The organism is Bacillus sp. CH_48, from assembly GCF_038008465.1.
Classification (GTDB): domain Bacteria; phylum Bacillota; class Bacilli; order Bacillales; family Bacillaceae_G; genus Bacillus_A; species Bacillus_A thuringiensis_S.
On the sequence record NZ_JBBOZF010000001.1, the window covers coordinates 2554674 to 2572174 of the forward strand.

The window sequence follows — 17501 nt, forward strand, 5'->3', positions numbered from 1 at the left end:
AAGAGGGTACATATGGCAAAGCGTGGTACGAGAATTGCCGCCTTTTTCCTCATCGTCTTATTAATCGGTGGAGTAATTGGTGCGGCGGGAAAAGACATAGCAAAAGGAATTAGTCTAGGACTAGACCTTCGCGGTGGTTTTGAAATTCTGTATGAAGTAAAACCAGCCAAAAAAGGTGATAAAATCGATCGAGACGTACTTGTAAGTACAGTAGGTGCTCTTGAAAATCGTGTCAATGTTCTCGGTGTAAGTGAGCCGAACATTCAAATCGAAGGGCAAGATCGAATTCGTGTACAGCTTGCTGGTGTACAAGATCAGCAAAAAGCACGTGAAATGTTATCAACACAAGCGAAATTAACATTCCGTGATGTGGATGATAACCTTCTTATGGATGGAACGGATTTAAAAGGCGGCGGAGCGAAGCAAACATTTGATGAGCAAGGCCGTGCGAGCGTAGGTCTTACACTGAAAAGCGCTGAAAAATTCCGTGCAGTAACTGAAAAAATTTCTAAAATGCCACCACCAACGAATTTAATGGTGATTTGGCTGGACTTTGAAGAAGGAAAAGATTCATATAAAGCAGAATCTGCAAAACCGAATCCGAAGTTCTTATCAGCAGCAACAGTAAGCCAAGTATTTAACCAAGCTGAAGTATCTATCGTAGGTGGAAACTTCACAGTTGAAAGTGCGAAACAACTTTCATCTTTATTAAATGCAGGTGCACTTCCTGTTGATTTAAAAGAAATGTATTCAACATCTGTTGGAGCGAAATTTGGTCAACAAGCATTAGATCAAACAATTTTCGCTAGTGCGATTGGTATCGCTCTTATTTTCTTATTTATGCTTGTGTATTACCGTTTACCAGGGCTTGTAGCTGTAATTATGTTAGGTCTATACATTTTCGTTACATTACTTGTCTTTAACTGGATGCATGCAGTTCTTACGTTGCCAGGTATTGCGGCGTTAGTGCTCGGGGTAGGTATCGCAGTTGATGCGAATATTATTACTTACGAGAGATTGAAAGAAGAGCTGAAAATTGGTAAGTCCATGATGTCAGCATTCCGAGCTGGTAACCATCGTTCATTAGCAACAATTCTAGATGCGAACGTTACGACTCTTGCAGCTGCAGGTGTGTTATTTGTATATGGTACAAGCTCAGTCCAAGGGTTTGCAACAAGTTTAATTGTAAGTATTTTAGTCGGTTTCATTACGAACGTATTCGGTACTCGTTTCTTACTAGGTTTACTTGTAAAGAGCCGTTACTTTGATAAAAAACCAGGATATTTTGGTGTGAAACAAAAGGATATTATTCCTTTAACAAAAGGTGTAGTACATCCACCAACGAAATTTGATCGTATTAACTTCGTAAATATCGGTCATAAATTCCTTATCTTCTCAATTGTAGTTGTAATTGCAGGTGCAATTATCCTGCCAATTTTCAAGTTGAATCTTGGTATTGACTTTGCAAGTGGTACACGTATGGACTTGCAATCAAAACAAGCAGTTACTGTGGCTGATGTTCATAAAGATTTTAAAGAGTTGAACATTGATGTGAAGGAAGAAAATATTGTACCGACTGGGGATGACAATAAAGGTTTCGCAGTTCGTACATTAGGTGTTTTATCAAAAGATGAAATTGCGAAAACAAAAACATTCTTCCATGATAAATATGGTACGGATCCAAACATAAGTACAGTTTCACCGACAATCGGTAAAGAGATTGCACGAAATGCATTTATCGCTGTACTAATTGCTTCTGCAGTTATCATTTTATACGTAAGTATTCGATTCCGATTTACGTATGCGTTATCTGCAGTGCTTGCGTTACTACATGACGCATTCGTTATGGTTGTTATGTTTAGTATTTTCCAATTGGAGGTAGACTTAACGTTTATCGCTGCAGTACTAACAATCATCGGTTATTCTATTAATGACTCGATTGTTACATTTGATAGAAACCGTGAATTATACAAACAGAAAAAACGAGTGCGCGATATAAAAGACCTAGAAGAAATCGTAAATGCAAGTATTCGCCAAACGCTTGGTCGTTCGATTAACACCGTATTAACAGTGTTACTCCCAGTAATTGCACTGCTTATCTTCGGTAGTGAGTCATTACGTAACTTCTCGTTTGCGTTACTTGTTGGATTAATTGTAGGTACGTACTCTTCTGTTTTCGTTGCTTCTCAAATTTGGTTAATGCTTGAAAACCGTCGTTTGAAAAGAGGTAAAAACAAGAAGAAGGTTGAGAAAGTAGAATCTGAACCGCAAGTATAGAAAAGATGATGTCTCTTTATGAGGCATCTCTTTTTTCGTTTGTGGATACAATAAGATAGCAACTTTTTAATGGGAATAATATGGAAGAAAGTGGTGGTTTTATCGCTGTTTTTGTTAAAATAAAATGATAGGTTAAGAAAAGAAGGGATTTTAATTATGGAAAAAGATGAACGTTTTAAACAGGCCGAGTTTGGTGCTATTGTCGGGATCGTTGGTAATATTATATTAGCAATTGTAAAGGCGGTAATTGGTTATATTGGGAACAGTAAAGCACTGTTAGCAGATGCGGTGCATTCTGCATCAGATGTAATTGGTTCGCTAGCTGTACTTTTTGGATTGCGAGCGGCAAAGCAGCCACCTGATGAAGATCATCCGTATGGTCATGGTAAAGCGGAATCGATTTCAGCGATTATTGTTGCGGTATTATTATTTATTGTGGGACTCGAGATAGCGATTTCGTCTATAAAAGCTTTTTCGCAGGAACTAGAACCACCGAAAGGAATTACGATTTTTGCTGTTGTTCTTTCGATTATCGTGAAAGAAGGAATGTTCCAATATAAATTCCGATTAGGGAAGAGGGTAAATAGTGATGCAATTATTGCAAATGCATATGAGCACCGTTCGGATGTATTTTCTTCAATTGCAGCTTTAATCGGTATTTGTGCAGCTATAATCGGTGGTAAGCTTGGTGTAGACTGGCTTGTATACGCTGATCCGATTGCAGGATTAGCTGTTTCACTTCTTGTTGTAAAAATGGCATGGAGCATTGGAGCGGAAGCAATTCATGCAACGCTTGACCATGTTCTTCATGAGGAGGATGTTATTCCGCTTAGAGAAGCAGTTCTTCAAGTAGATGGTGTGAAAAAAATTGGTTCTTTATATGCACGGGAGCATGGTCATTATGTTATTGTCGATATTAAAGTGTCTGTAGATCCATACATTACTGTAGAAGAAGGACACCGCATTGGAAAACATGTGAAAGAAATACTTATGAAACAAGAGAATGTACAAAATGTATTCGTACATATAAATCCGTATTCTCCAAATTAAACATCATTAACATTTTTGTATATAGATATTGCATCGTAGTTTGCATTATATTGTCACCCCTTAATCTGTCTTGTATAATAAACAGGTTAAGGGGTGATTTCGTGTTACAACCGAAGACGCGTTGGAAAGAAAAAGAATATAATGACGAGCGAGTGAGTGAATTAGCAAGTAAATTACAGTTATCGCCACTTGTCGTTTCATTATTCCTCGGTAGAGGACTAGATACAGAAGATAAGATTTTAGATTTTTTAAATACAGAAAATCAAGAATTTCATGATCCATTTTTATTAGAAGGAATGGATAGAACGGTAGAACGTGTAAATAAGGCGATTCAAAATGGAGAGCAAATATTAATATTTGGTGATTACGATGCGGACGGAGTAAGTAGTACGACGGTTTTATATCTTGCTCTTCAAGAATTAGGTGCAGAAGTAGAATTTTACATTCCAAATCGTTTTACAGAAGGGTATGGACCGAACGAAGAAGCGTTTCGTTGGGCGCATAGCGCAGGGTTCTCACTGATTATTACTGTCGACACTGGCATCGCAGCAGTACATGAAGCGAATGTAGCAAAGGAGCTTGGAATAGATCTAATTATTACAGATCACCATGAGCCACCGCCAGAATTGCCAGAAGCACTTGCGATTATACATCCGAAATTAGATGGCGGTGTATATCCGTTTCACTATTTAGCTGGTGTAGGTGTTGCGTTTAAAGTTGCGCATGCACTATTAGGCCGTGTACCAGAACATTTATTAGAGATTGCAGTAATCGGTACAGTAGCCGATTTAGTATCACTTCATGGTGAAAATAGGTTGCTAGTGAAACGCGGTTTAAAACATATGCGTATGACGAAAAATATCGGTTTGAAGGCATTGTTTAAAGTTGCTAACGTTTCGCAAAGTGAAATTACAGAAGAGAGTATTGGCTTCTCAATTGCACCGCGTATTAATGCGGTCGGGCGTTTAGAAGATGCAACGCCGGCTGTACACCTTTTATTATCAGATGATCCTGAGGAAGCGAAAGAGTTGGCCGAAGAAATTGATGAGCTGAACAAACTGCGAAAAGATATTGTAAAGCAAATTACCGAAGAGGCTATCGCTGAAGTTGAAAATAACTTTCCGCCAGAAGAAAACAAAGTATTAGTACTTGCAAAAGAAGGTTGGAATCCAGGTGTAATTGGGATTGTCGCTTCTAAATTAGTTGAACGTTTTTATCGTCCGACTATTGTATTATGCATTGATCCTATAAAAGAAACAGCAAAAGGCTCAGCGCGTAGTATTGCAGGATTTGATTTGTTTGCAAATTTATCAGATTGTAGAGAGTTATTGCCACACTTCGGAGGGCATCCGATGGCAGCTGGGATGACGCTACATATGAATGATGTAGATGAATTACGCCGTCGCTTAAATGAACAGGCAGATGCAATTTTAACAGAAGAAGATTTTATTCCAATTACAGCAGTTGATGTTTTTTGTAAAGTGGAGGATGTAACGCTAGCGGCAATTGAAGATATGCAGAAGTTAGCACCATTTGGTGTTGGAAATCCGAAACCACGTATTGCAGTGAAAGATGCAGAGTTAGAAAGTATTCGCGCAATCGGATCAGATGGCTCTCATTTAAAAATGGCTCTTCGTGATGGACAAGCAACACTGGATACAATTGGATTCGGTTTCGGTGCATATGCGAAAGAAATCTCTCCAGTTGCAAAAGTATCTGTAATAGGAGAAGCATCTATCAATGAATGGAATAATTTTAAGAAGCCGCAATTAATGGTACAAGATATTGCTGTAGAGGCGTGGCAACTATTTGATTGGCGTAGTATGCGTAATGCAGAAGCAAATTTAGCAGAACTTCCGAAAGAAAAAATAACAATGGTGTATTTTTCTGAAGAGGTATTGAATAAATTTTCTTTAGAGGACTATAAAGAAAAGCTTATGCATGCGTCAGAAGTAACGCATTTAGATGATCAATACATCGTGTTACTCGATTTGCCAAACGGAACAGATGAATTACGTGAGTTATTTAAAGTAGGATTCCCAGCGCGAATTTATACGCTGTTTTATCAAGAAAATAACCATCTATTTAGTACAGTTCCTACGAGAGAACACTTTAAATGGTACTATTCTTTCTTAAGCCAAAAAACACCATTTTCTTTAAGACAATATGGAGAACAACTATGTCGTCATAAAGGTTGGTCAAAAGATACAGTAAATTTCATGACACAGGTGTTTTTTGAGTTAGAATTTGTTACAATAAAAGATGGCGTCATTTTTATGGCAGACAAAAAACAAAAGCGTGATTTAATTGAATCGAACACATATCGTGAGAAAATGAACCACTTACAATTAGAAAAAGAATTGGTTTATAGCACATATCAGCAACTATATACATGGTTTGAAACGATTCGTAATCATAAAGAAGTAGAACAGTTAGGGTAAAGGATTTGTATTTACAAACCTTTTAGATCTGAGGAGGATTCAGAAATATGGATTTCAAGCAACATATCGCAATTGTACCGGATTATCCGAAAGAAGGTATTGTGTTCAAAGACATTACACCTTTAATGAATGACGGTAAAGCATACAAAGCAGCAACAGATGCAATCGTTGAGTACGCAAAAGAAAGAGATATCGATGTTGTAGTAGGACCAGAAGCTCGTGGTTTCATTATCGGTTGCCCAGTTTCTTATGCGTTAGAAGTAGGATTTGCACCAGTTCGTAAATTAGGGAAATTACCACGTGAAGTAATTACAGTTGACTACGGTAAAGAATATGGTAAAGATGTTTTAACAATCCATAAAGATGCAATTAAGCCAGGTCAACGCGTATTAATTACAGATGATCTATTAGCTACAGGTGGAACAATCGAAGCGACAATTAAGTTAGTTGAAGAGCTAGGCGGAGTTGTAGCAGGAATTGCATTCTTAGTAGAGCTTACTTACTTAGATGGTCGTAAAATGTTAGATGGTTACGATGTATTAGTATTAGAAAAATACTAATCACTATATAGGTAAAACTACGGTGATAAAAAGTACCCGTGAATCTCTTGGAGAGGAGCGGGTACTTTTGTATAATTGAACAAAAAATCATGGTGAAATGTCAGTAAAATCTTTTCCTTTTCACAATTCACAATCATTGGGTTATAATGATAGAATATAATTTATTCTATTAAATAAAGATAAAGTCAATTTTCAATAAAAGGTGATTCGATGGCAAATGAGCAGGTACTAACAGCTGAACAGGTACTCGAGAAAGCAAGTCAATATTTAGCGGATGAAGATATTGAGCTAGTGGCACGTGCCTATGAATATGCACGTGATGCGCATAGCGAACAATATAGAAAATCGGGTGAACCGTATATTATTCATCCGATTCAAGTTGCAGGTATTTTAGTTGATTTACACATGGATCCAGCTACGGTATCAGCAGGTTTCTTACATGATGTAGTGGAAGATACAGAGATTACGTTAGAAGATATTGAACGGGAATTTAACAAAGAAATTGCTATGCTTGTTGATGGTGTTACAAAGCTTGGGAAAATCAAATATAAATCTCACGAACAACAACAAGCAGAAAACCATCGCAAAATGTTTATTGCAATGGCTCAAGATATTAGAGTTATTTTAATTAAACTAGCTGATCGTCTTCATAACATGCGTACATTGAAACATTTGCCTCAAGAGAAGCAGCGTCGCATAGCGAATGAAACGTTAGAAATCTTTGCACCTTTAGCACATAGACTCGGAATTAGTACTATTAAATGGGAGCTAGAGGATACGTCACTTCGCTATTTAAATCCACAGCAATATTATCGTATTGTAAATTTAATGAAGCGTAAACGTGCAGAACGTGAAGAATATTTAGACGAAGTAATGACTGGTATTCGTGAGAAATTAAAAGAAGTTGCAATTCAACCTGAGATTTCTGGAAGACCGAAACATATTTACAGTATTTATCGTAAAATGGCACTGCAAAATAAGCAGTTCAATGAAATTTACGATTTATTAGCTGTACGTGTTGTTGTAAATAGTATTAAAGATTGTTATGCGGTGCTTGGAATTATTCATACGTGCTGGAAGCCGATGCCAGGTCGTTTTAAAGATTATATTGCAATGCCAAAAGCAAATCTATATCAATCTCTTCATACGACCGTAATTGGACCGAAAGGTGACCCACTTGAAGTGCAAATTCGTACGAAAGAAATGCACGAAATTGCAGAATTCGGGATCGCGGCACACTGGGCGTATAAAGAAGGAAAAACAGCAGAAACAACAGGTACATTAGAGAAGAAACTCACATGGTTCCGTCAAATATTAGAATGGCAAAATGAAGCTTCTAATGCAGAAGAATTTATGGAGTCATTAAAAATTGATTTATTCTCTGACATGGTATTCGTCTTTACACCGAAAGGCGATGTAATGGAATTACCACTTGGATCGGTTCCAATTGATTTCGCGTATCGTGTCCATTCGGAAATTGGGAATAAAACAATTGGTGCAAAAGTAAACGGTAAAATGGTGACGCTGGATTATAAATTAAAAACAGGCGACATCATTGAAATTTTAACGTCGAAACATTCCTATGGCCCAAGTCAAGATTGGGTAAAACTTGCTCAAACATCTCATGCAAAAAATAAAATTCGTCAATTCTTTAAGAAACAACGTAGAGACGAAAATATTGAAAAAGGCCGTGAACTTGTTGAAAAGGAAGTACGTGGTCTAGAGTATGAGATGAAAGAAGTATTAGCGCCTGATAACTTAAAACGCGTCGCTGAGAAATTTAACTTTGCAAATGAAGAAGATATGTTTGCAGCAGTTGGATATAGCGGAATTACAGCTTCGCAAATTGTTACGCGACTAACGGACAAGTTCCGCAAACAACGCGAAGAAGAAGAGATTGTTGAAGTTAAAGAAGTTCGTAAACCGATGAAAATTCGAAAATGGGATTCTGGTGTAAAAGTAAGCGGTGCTGATAATTTATTAATCCGTTTATCGAAATGCTGTAACCCAGTTCCGGGCGATGATATCGTTGGATATATTACAAAAGGCCGAGGCGTATCGATTCACCGCCGTGATTGTGTAAATGTTCATACAGAAGAAGCTGTAGAAAGATTATTAGAAGTAGAGTGGGAAGGTAGCCCTGAAAAAGAAATTGAGTATAACGTTGATATTGAAATTTCAGGTTACGATCGCCGTGGTTTATTAAATGAAGTACTGCAAGCTGTTACAGAGACGAAAACGTACATTTCAGCTGTTTCTGGTAGAAGTGACCGTAATAAGATGGCGACAATTAATATGTCAATCTCAATTCGTAACTTACAACATTTGAAAAAAGTAGTAGAACGCATTAAACGTGTTCCGGAAATTTATGCAGTACGACGCATGATGCATTAATAGGGAGTGTAGAAAGATGAGAGTTGTTTTACAACGATCAAAGAAAGCGTCTGTCACGGTAGACGGTGAGATCGTAGGACAAATTCCGTTCGGTTTAACATTACTAGTTGGCATTACGCACGAAGATACAGAAAAAGATGCAACTTACATTGCGGAAAAAATTTCAAACTTACGTATTTTTGAAGATGAGAGCGGAAAGATGAATCATTCTGTACTTGATGTAGAAGGACAAGTTCTATCTATTTCGCAATTCACATTATACGGAGATTGTCGCAAGGGGAGACGTCCAAACTTTATGGATGCTGCGAAACCTGACTATGCAGAGCGTTTATACGATTTCTTTAATGAAGAAGTTCGCAAACAAGGATTGCATGTAGAAACAGGGAAATTCGGAGCAATGATGGACGTTTCTTTAATCAATGATGGTCCGGTGACCTTAATTGTAGAAAGTAAATAGTGTTGATAAAAAAGAGAGGGTTATATAATCCTCTCTTTTTTATACATTGTTGTATGTTTTGTTCATTTATCATACGATTAATTTGAAGGGGAATAAAAGGAAAAGAAGGTGTAGTATGCTTCAAGAATTTAATATAGCTTTACGTTTTATGCTAGAGTTATGTATTCTTGGGATTGTTGGATACTGGGGGTTTCGAGTAGGAACAACAACAGCTATAAAAATTACACTTGCTATTATTATTCCGATTGTTGTTACTGCCATTTGGGGGTTATTTGGAGCTCCACATGCAGAATGGGAAGTAAAAGGTATATTACATGTATTATTAGAAATTATCGTATTTGGAGTAGGTGTTGCAGCATTATATCATTTGAAGCATCATATGCTAGCAAGTGGACTGGCTATTGTTATTGTTATAAATCGAATACTAATGTTTATTTGGAATCAATAGCAGTTTCGGTTATGTATAACTCTCTCATCAATATGGAACAATAAAAAGTAAAACATCCATATTGAATGTGAGGGATATACGTATGCGCATGAATGAAAAAGGGCATTCTGTTACAAATGGTGCAAATCAACTATTTAACGTGAATTTTCATGATTTTATTTCAAAAGAGCAAAACAATACTTCAATGGAGCTTGCTTCCGAGTTTGGGATTTCTCTTCAAGATGTAAAGCGTCTAAAGAAGCAGATTGAACGTTCTTAGAGCACTTGACAATCCTACTTAACAAACGTATAGTAATTTTATATTTACATATGAATATAACCGTTGATAGAGAAGAGTAAATGAGACACACATGGAAAGAGAAGGAATGTCTTAGGCTGAAAACATTTCTGCATGATGACTGATTGAATGACACTCTAGAGGTTTCAACTTGAACGGCATATATGCTTAGTAGGGATGAACGCATATTTAAGCGTTATTAAAAAAGTGGAAGCATACGTGCTTCAATTAGGGTGGCACCACGGGTATAATACTCTCGTCCCTACTGTTTAAACAGTAGAGGCGGGAGTTTTTTTATTTTTATTAAGATTAAAACAATTTGAGGAGGAACTGAATATGTCTATTCAAATCCCACGCGGAACGCAAGATATTCTTCCAGGCACTGTTGAGTTATGGCAGTATATCGAAGGGCAAGCACGCGAAATTTGCCGTCGTTACAATTATAAAGAAATTCGTACACCAATTTTTGAGCACACGGAGCTATTTTTACGTGGTGTTGGTGATACGACAGATATCGTACAAAAAGAAATGTACTCATTCCAAGATCGTGGAGAGCGCAGCTTAACATTACGTCCAGAAGGTACTGCACCTGTTGTACGTTCTTACGTTGAAAATAAAATGTTTGGTGATGCAACACAACCAACGAAATTATACTATATCGGTCAAATGTTCCGTTATGAAAGACCACAAGCAGGTCGCTATCGTCAATTCGTACAATTCGGTATCGAAGCAATCGGCAGTAATGATCCTGCAATTGATGCAGAAGTAATTGCACTTGCTGTTGAATTTTACCGCGGCATGGGCTTAAAAAATATTAAAGTTGTATTAAACAGTTTAGGTGATGCAGCGAGCCGTCAAGCACACCGTGATGCATTAATCGCACACTTTGAGCCACGTATCGGCGAATTCTGCTCTGACTGTCAATCTCGCTTAGAAAAGAACCCACTTCGAATTTTAGACTGTAAGAAAGACCGTAACCATGAATTAATGGGAACAGCACCATCTATTACAGAATACTTAAACGAAGATTCAGCAGTATACTACGACAAAGTTCAAGAACTATTAACGATGATGGATGTTCCATTTGAAAAAGATCCGAACTTAGTACGTGGTTTAGACTACTATCAACACACTGTTTTTGAAATTATGAGTGAGGCAGAAGGTTTCGGTGCGATCACTACATTAAGCGGTGGTGGCCGTTATAACGGACTTGTACAAGAAATCGGTGGACCAGAAATGCCAGGTATCGGTTTTGCAATGAGTATTGAACGTTTAATTATGGCGCTAAAAGCTGAAAATATTGAATTACCACTTGAACATAGCATTGATTGTTACGTTGTAGCGCTCGGTGAAAAAGCGAAAGACCATGCTGCAAAAGTTGCGTTCAATCTTCGTAAAGCTGGATTGTCAGTTGAAAAAGATTATTTAGATCGCAAAATGAAAGCACAATTTAAATCAGCAGATCGTCTAAAGGCGAAATTTGTAGCTGTATTAGGAGAAGATGAGCTGGATAAAGGTATCATTAACTTAAAAGATATGGCAACAGGTGAACAAGAAGAAGTAGCGTTAGATGTATTTGCTTCATACGTAGCAGAGAAATTAATATAGGGGGAACTTACAGTGGCTGAAAGAACACATGCATGTGGAAAAGTAACAGTAGAAGCTGTTGGACAAACAGTTCAATTAAAAGGTTGGGTACAAAAACGCCGTGACTTAGGTGGATTAATCTTTATCGATTTACGTGACCGCACAGGTATCGTACAAGTTGTATTTAACCCAGAAACATCAAAAGAAGCGTTAGAAGTAGCAGAAACAATTCGTAGTGAATACGTATTACACGTAGAAGGTACAGTTGTTGAACGTGGTGAAGGCGCAATTAATGACAATATGGCAACTGGTCGTATTGAAGTACAAGCAACAAAAGTAAATGTACTAAATGCAGCGAAAACAACGCCAATTATCATTGCTGATGATACAGATGCATCAGAAGATGTGCGTTTAAAATATCGTTATTTAGACTTACGTCGTCCTGTAATGTTCAACACATTCAAAATGCGTCACGACGTAACAAAAACAATTCGTAATTTCTTAGATACAGAAGAGTTTTTAGAAGTCGAAACACCAATTTTAACGAAAAGCACGCCAGAAGGAGCTCGTGACTATTTAGTACCAAGTCGTGTACATGATGGTGAATTCTATGCATTACCACAGTCACCACAGTTATTTAAACAGCTTCTTATGGTCGGCGGATTTGAGCGTTACTATCAAGTAGCACGTTGTTTCCGTGACGAAGATTTACGTGCGGATCGTCAACCAGAATTCACGCAAATCGATATCGAAGCTTCATTCTTAACACAAGATGAAATTTTAGATATGATGGAGCGTATGATGACGAAAGTTATGAAGGATGCAAAAGGTGTAGAAGTTAGTGCACCATTCCCTCGTATGAAATATGCTGATGCAATGGCTCGCTACGGTTCTGATAAGCCAGATACACGCTTTGAAATGGAACTAACAGACTTATCTGAGTTTGCAGCAGGTTGTGGATTTAAAGTGTTTACAAGTGCTGTAGAAAGCGGCGGACAAGTAAAAGCAATTAATGCAAAAGGTGCTGCAAGTAAATACTCTCGTAAAGACATCGATGCATTAACTGAATTTGTGAAAGTATACGGTGCAAAAGGTCTAGCTTGGCTTAAAGTTGAAGAAGACGGCCTAAAAGGACCGATTGCGAAATTCTTCGGTGAAGAAGATGCAAACGTGTTAATGACTACATTAGAAGCTACTGCTGGCGACTTATTACTATTTGTAGCAGATAAGAAGAGCGTTGTTGCAGATAGCTTAGGCGCACTTCGTTTACGTCTAGGTAAAGAGCTTGAGTTAATTGACGAAAGTAAATTTAACTTCCTATGGGTAACTGATTGGCCACTTCTTGAGTACGATGAAGATGCAGATCGTTACTTCGCAGCTCACCACCCATTCACAATGCCATTCCGTGAAGATGTTGAGCTACTAGAAACAGCACCAGAAAAAGCACGTGCACAAGCATATGACCTTGTATTAAACGGTTATGAGCTTGGTGGCGGATCACTTCGTATTTACGAGCGTGACGTACAAGAAAAAATGTTCAAAGCACTTGGATTCTCACAAGAAGAAGCGCAAGAGCAATTCGGATTCTTATTAGAAGCATTCGAATACGGTACACCACCACACGGCGGAATCGCATTAGGTTTAGACCGTCTTGTTATGTTACTTGCCGGCCGTACGAACCTTCGTGATACAATTGCATTCCCGAAAACAGCAAGCGCAAGCTGCTTATTAACAGAAGCTCCAAGCCCAGTTGCAGAAGCACAGCTTGAAGAATTGAACTTAAAATTAAGCTTGAAAGAAGAGAAGTAAGAATAGGGTCTAGATGGTTATACTATAACCGTCTAGACTTTTTTTGAGAGGAAGTTTAAAAAAGTCCGGTTCAGATGGAGGTCGCATCTCGTCGTTACTTCGCCAGTCCGGTGCTCGAGTAGTTAAAGCTACACTGCGCTCCTCTTGGCATAAGCGCCTCGAGCTGCTCGTCCCTCTGAATCCTCCTTTTTAAACATGTATTGAAAGGGAAGTTTAAAAAGTCCGGTGTACACTATGTTTTCATTTTCGAAATATGTATTTTTAGGAATTCTATAACTTTTTCTATACAAATAGTCGGAAAAACGCTAGAATACATGGTAGACCATTTTTGTAATAGGAGTGTAGAGCTGAATGTTACATCAATTTTCACGTAATGAATTAGCCTTCGGTAAAGAAGGACTTGAAATATTAAAAAATAGTACAGTCGGTATTTTAGGAATTGGTGGCGTAGGGTCATTTTCGGCAGAAGCGTTAGCACGTTCTGGCGTAGGACGTCTCGTATTAGTTGATAAAGACGTTGTAGATATTACAAACGTAAACCGTCAAATTCATGCTTTAGTATCTACTGTAGGACGTTCAAAAGTAGAATTAATGAAAGAGCGTATTGCAGACATTAATCCGGAATGTGAAGTAATTGGACTAGAAATGTTTTATACAGATGAAACATATGAAGAGTTCTTTAAACACGGTTTAGATTTCGTAGTGGATGCATCTGATACAATTACGTTCAAAATCCATTTAATTAAACAATGTTTACGTCGTAAAATTAAAATTATCTCATGTATGGGTGCAGCAAATAAAATGGACCCAACTCGTTTCCGTATTGCGGATATCTCTAAAACACATACAGATCCAATTGCGAAAGTAATTCGTACGAAGCTTCGTAAAGAGGGTATTAAAAAAGGTGTAAAAGTTGTCTTCTCTGACGAGAATCCAATCGTAATTCGTGAAGAAGTACGTAAAGAGATCGTACCAGACGAAAATGCAAAAATTCGTAAAGCGAAATTACCACCTTCATCAAATGCATTCGTACCATCTGTGGCAGGCTTAATTATGGCAAGTCACGTTGTACGTGAACGTATTAAAAACGTAGAAGTGAAACGTGTGGGGCAAGAATAAAGTGAAAGCATATATCCATTTTGGATATATGCTTTTTTATATGTATTAAAGAAATAAAAATATTTGCATTACTACTAGTTCAAATGTGAGCAAGGCTAGTAAGTAATGATTATATTTACCCAATCTATTTTGGGCGTTTCTTTGTATGACACGGAGGAATGTTATTGTCAATCTTTGTCGTTAAATCGATATCCTTTGTCGAATCGTTGATATATTGCAAGTTGTGATAGATATATTTGAAAAATCGTTGATATATTGCAAGTTACGATAGATATATTTGAAAAATCGTTGATATAATTTCAATTACCGATATATATGGTTCACCGAAAACAAACAAGGATGTCACTTTTTTAACTAAGTGACATCCTTGTTTTTAATTCTCTGCAGAATAAATAATATCTAAATTCCCGTTTTGATCGGTTTTGAAAATCGGGGCAATTTGATCTTCTTGCTCTTCGACTGAAACAAGTTTTCGAGCACGATCCATAATTCTAACAAGCATCGCGTAATCTTCTTCGATTGCTTGTTGTTTTTTTGTGAGTACCGCTAATTTTGCTTCAAGTTCATTATTCGTTTTTTGTAGGGAAGTGAGCTGATTTTGTAATACATCATTTTCAGTTTGCAACTTTGCGATTGAAGGGTTATTATGTTCCATGTTTTGCAAAAATGAGATGACATTTTGCATTGTAAGTTCCTGTTTACTTGGCGTAATATCTTCTGAAAACTCAGCATCGATTACGAGTTGTTTCGTTTTCGTGAACTGATCTTTTTCTATTTTAGCTTCAGAACGTTTTAATTCTTTACGTTGTTTTTTTGCAATCTGCACTGCATCTTCGTAATTCGCTCGTACTTCAGCATTCCATCTAAAGCCACAAGCTGCTGAAGTGCGGTTCAACGCATCGCCGACTTCATCAAATGCTTTTATTTGTGTACTTCCGCTGCGAATATGTCGTAAAACAGTTTCTGCTAAAAGGAGATCATCTTCTTTTGTCCATGCATCTTGACGTGTTTTCATAAGCGAAGCCTCCATAATGGTGACGTTTTCGTTTATGTTACCCTTTATTTTTCGTTTTATTCGAAGTTTGTAATCTTTCATAAACAGTAGAAAGTGCTTGCTCAAATTTCCCTGTCGTTTTCGGTTTATAATATTGCTTGTTTTTTATTTTATCAGGTAAGTATTGTTGCCTTACCCAGCCGTTTGGATGGTCGTGTGGATATAAATATCCAATGCCTCTTCCAAGTGATTCTGCGCCTTTGTAATGACTATCTTTTAAATGGCTTGGAATATCACCTGTTTGATCGTTACGTAAATCATGTAGTGCTGCATCGAGTGCTTTATAAGCTGAATTTGATTTTGGTGATAAGCATAGCTCGATAACGGCATTTGCAAGTGGGATGCGTGCTTCTGGGAATCCGACTCGTTCAGCTGATTCAATTGCAGCTAGTGTACGCGGTCCAGCTTGTGGGCTAGCAAGTCCAATATCTTCATAAGCCATAATAAGAAGGCGTCTGCCAATACTTTGTAAATCACCTGCTTCAATAAGGCGTGCTAAATAATGGAGCGCTGCATTTACATCACTTCCGCGCACTGATTTTTGAAATGCTGATAATACGTCATAATGAGCATCGCCGCCTTTGTCGTGAACGAAGCTCTTCTTTTGTAAGCATTCTTCTGCAATCTCGAGTGTGATTTCAGCCGCTTGATCGTCTGTAGTAAAGCTGGATAATACAGCAAGCTCAAGTGCGTTATAAGCGGAACGCATATCACCACCAGAGGCGTTTGCAAAGTGATGTAGTGCTTCATCTGTTATCGTTACAGCATATTCTCCAAGGCCTTTTTCTTTATCTTCTAAAGCTCTTTTTAACCCAATTAAAATATCATCTTCTGTTAGTGCGTGTAATTCGAAAATTTGACATCTGCTTCGAATAGCGGAGTTTATTGCATGGAATGGATTACTTGTCGTTGCACCAATTAAAGTAAGAAGTCCGCTTTCTAAATGAGGTAATAGAAAGTCTTGCTTTGCTTTATCTAGACGGTGAACTTCATCTAAAATTAAAACGAGGTGTCGATGCATCTTCGCTTCTTGTACGACAACTTCCATATCTTTTTTATTGTGAGTAACAGCGTTTAATAGACGAAACGGGGTACCGGTACTTCCTGCAATTGCACTGGCAATGGATGTTTTTCCTGTACCTGGAGGACCGTATAAAATCATAGATTGAAAATGATTTGCTTGGACCATTCGCCATAAAATCTTTCCTTCACCAACTAAATGCTGTTGCCCAATAATTTCTTGAATATTTGTAGGGCGCATTCGATGTGCGAGTGGTTGTTTCATTTAGACCGTCTCCCTTAACATATAATCTCGTTCTATCGTATCATTTTTTTCTATGGAATTTGAAATAGTATGCTGTTTTATGGGAAAAATGAAGATGAATATTTTCATTTTTCTTTCAATTGTAATAATTCCCGAGTTTTTCAATGTGATTTTATGTTATCATTTTGATACACAAGTTGAAATTTCTTATAATACTATATTATGCTATAATTTCATAGGATTTTAAATTGTGTTCTTTTTATAAATAAGATATAACCAATAGAAGTGAAAATTTGAAAAGAGGTGCAAAATAGATGAAGATTTCAACAAAGGGCCGCTATGGCTTAACAATTATGATCGATCTTGCAAAAAAGTTTGGTGAAGGTCCGATTTCATTAAAATCAATTGCGCAGGCGCATGACTTATCGGAGCATTACTTAGAGCAATTAATTTCACCACTTCGTAACGCTCGTCTTGTGAAGAGTACGCGAGGTGCATATGGCGGATATGTATTATCTGATCAACCAGCTAACATTACAGCTGGGGATGTGATCCGTGTATTAGAGGGACCGATTAGTGTTGTAGAAATGATAGAAGAAGAAGAGCCAGCACAGCGCCAGTTATGGATGCGTGTTCGTGATGCGGTGCAAGAAGTGTTAGATAGTACAACGTTAGAAGATTTAGTACGTTATGAGGAAGAAAATCACGGGGGCTATATGTTTTACATTTAATTCCTTGTGAAACGATTTGGAAAGAAGGAGATT

At 37.5% G+C, this 17501-nt stretch carries 14 protein-coding genes and 1 other annotated feature; of the genes, 12 read left to right on the plus strand and 2 right to left on the minus strand.

Features of this window, described 5'->3' with window-relative positions; translation table 11 throughout:
• Window positions 1-12 precede the first annotated feature (12 nt).
• From secDF to N2V92_RS12875, 11 genes are all read left to right on the plus strand, one after another.
• Window positions 13-2277 (plus strand): protein translocase subunit SecDF, encoded by a 2265-nt coding sequence (gene secDF / locus N2V92_RS12825; RefSeq protein WP_016077245.1) that lies wholly within the window; start codon window positions 13-15, stop codon window positions 2275-2277.
• Window positions 2278-2433: 156 nt separating this feature from the next.
• Complete coding sequence (locus N2V92_RS12830; protein WP_000409739.1) at window positions 2434-3327, plus strand: cation diffusion facilitator family transporter; 894 nt, start codon at window positions 2434-2436, stop codon at window positions 3325-3327.
• 101 nt (window positions 3328-3428) lie between these two features.
• Window positions 3429-5768: a single-stranded-DNA-specific exonuclease RecJ gene (recJ, locus tag N2V92_RS12835; RefSeq protein ID WP_016077246.1), complete on the plus strand. Its 2340-nt coding sequence runs from the start codon at window positions 3429-3431 to the stop codon at window positions 5766-5768.
• Window positions 5769-5815: 47 nt separating this feature from the next.
• A complete protein-coding gene (locus N2V92_RS12840; RefSeq protein ID WP_000346215.1) occupies window positions 5816-6328 on the plus strand; it encodes an adenine phosphoribosyltransferase in 513 nt (170 codons plus the stop codon).
• Window positions 6329-6538: 210 nt separating this feature from the next.
• On the plus strand, window positions 6539-8722 hold the full coding sequence (relA, locus tag N2V92_RS12845; protein ID WP_001262795.1) for a GTP diphosphokinase: 2184 nt from the start codon (window positions 6539-6541) through the stop codon (window positions 8720-8722).
• A gap of 16 nt (window positions 8723-8738) precedes the next feature.
• The gene (locus tag N2V92_RS12850) at window positions 8739-9179 is read left to right on the plus strand and encodes a D-tyrosyl-tRNA(Tyr) deacylase (protein WP_001266969.1); all 441 of its coding nucleotides are present in this window, start codon (window positions 8739-8741) and stop codon (window positions 9177-9179) included.
• 115 nt (window positions 9180-9294) lie between these two features.
• Window positions 9295-9627 carry a YrdB family protein gene (locus N2V92_RS12855; protein ID WP_000938751.1) on the plus strand — a complete coding sequence of 111 codons (333 nt, stop codon included), beginning with the start codon at window positions 9295-9297 and terminating at the stop codon, window positions 9625-9627.
• 82 nt (window positions 9628-9709) lie between these two features.
• Entirely contained in the window at window positions 9710-9886 is a 177-nt protein-coding gene (locus N2V92_RS12860) for a hypothetical protein (protein WP_001242605.1), read from the plus strand.
• Window positions 9887-9940: 54 nt separating this feature from the next.
• Window positions 9941-10171 (plus strand) — a binding site (T-box leader).
• Between the two features lie 69 nt (window positions 10172-10240).
• Complete coding sequence (gene hisS / locus N2V92_RS12865; protein WP_000027086.1) at window positions 10241-11512, plus strand: histidine--tRNA ligase; 1272 nt, start codon at window positions 10241-10243, stop codon at window positions 11510-11512.
• 12 nt (window positions 11513-11524) lie between these two features.
• The gene (gene aspS / locus N2V92_RS12870; RefSeq protein ID WP_000840901.1) at window positions 11525-13300 is read left to right on the plus strand and encodes an aspartate--tRNA ligase; all 1776 of its coding nucleotides are present in this window, start codon (window positions 11525-11527) and stop codon (window positions 13298-13300) included.
• A 351-nt stretch (window positions 13301-13651) separates the two neighbouring features.
• Window positions 13652-14419, plus strand: coding sequence for a tRNA threonylcarbamoyladenosine dehydratase (locus N2V92_RS12875; protein WP_000903182.1), 768 nt, complete (start codon window positions 13652-13654; stop codon window positions 14417-14419).
• A 373-nt stretch (window positions 14420-14792) separates the two neighbouring features.
• On the opposite strand, the gene N2V92_RS12880 is transcribed toward N2V92_RS12875, so the two are convergent.
• Both N2V92_RS12880 and N2V92_RS12885 read right to left on the minus strand, forming a co-directional pair.
• Window positions 14793-15434: an RsfA family transcriptional regulator gene (locus N2V92_RS12880; RefSeq protein ID WP_000857697.1), complete on the minus strand. Its 642-nt coding sequence runs from the start codon at window positions 15432-15434 to the stop codon at window positions 14793-14795.
• A gap of 37 nt (window positions 15435-15471) precedes the next feature.
• Window positions 15472-16758, minus strand: a complete 1287-nt coding sequence (locus tag N2V92_RS12885) for a replication-associated recombination protein A (protein ID WP_000812912.1) — start codon at window positions 16756-16758, stop codon at window positions 15472-15474.
• Window positions 16759-17051: 293 nt separating this feature from the next.
• Between N2V92_RS12885 and cymR the strand changes: the two genes are divergently transcribed.
• Window positions 17052-17468 carry a cysteine metabolism transcriptional regulator CymR gene (cymR, locus tag N2V92_RS12890; RefSeq protein ID WP_000704116.1) on the plus strand — a complete coding sequence of 139 codons (417 nt, stop codon included), beginning with the start codon at window positions 17052-17054 and terminating at the stop codon, window positions 17466-17468.
• Window positions 17469-17501 lie beyond the last annotated feature (33 nt).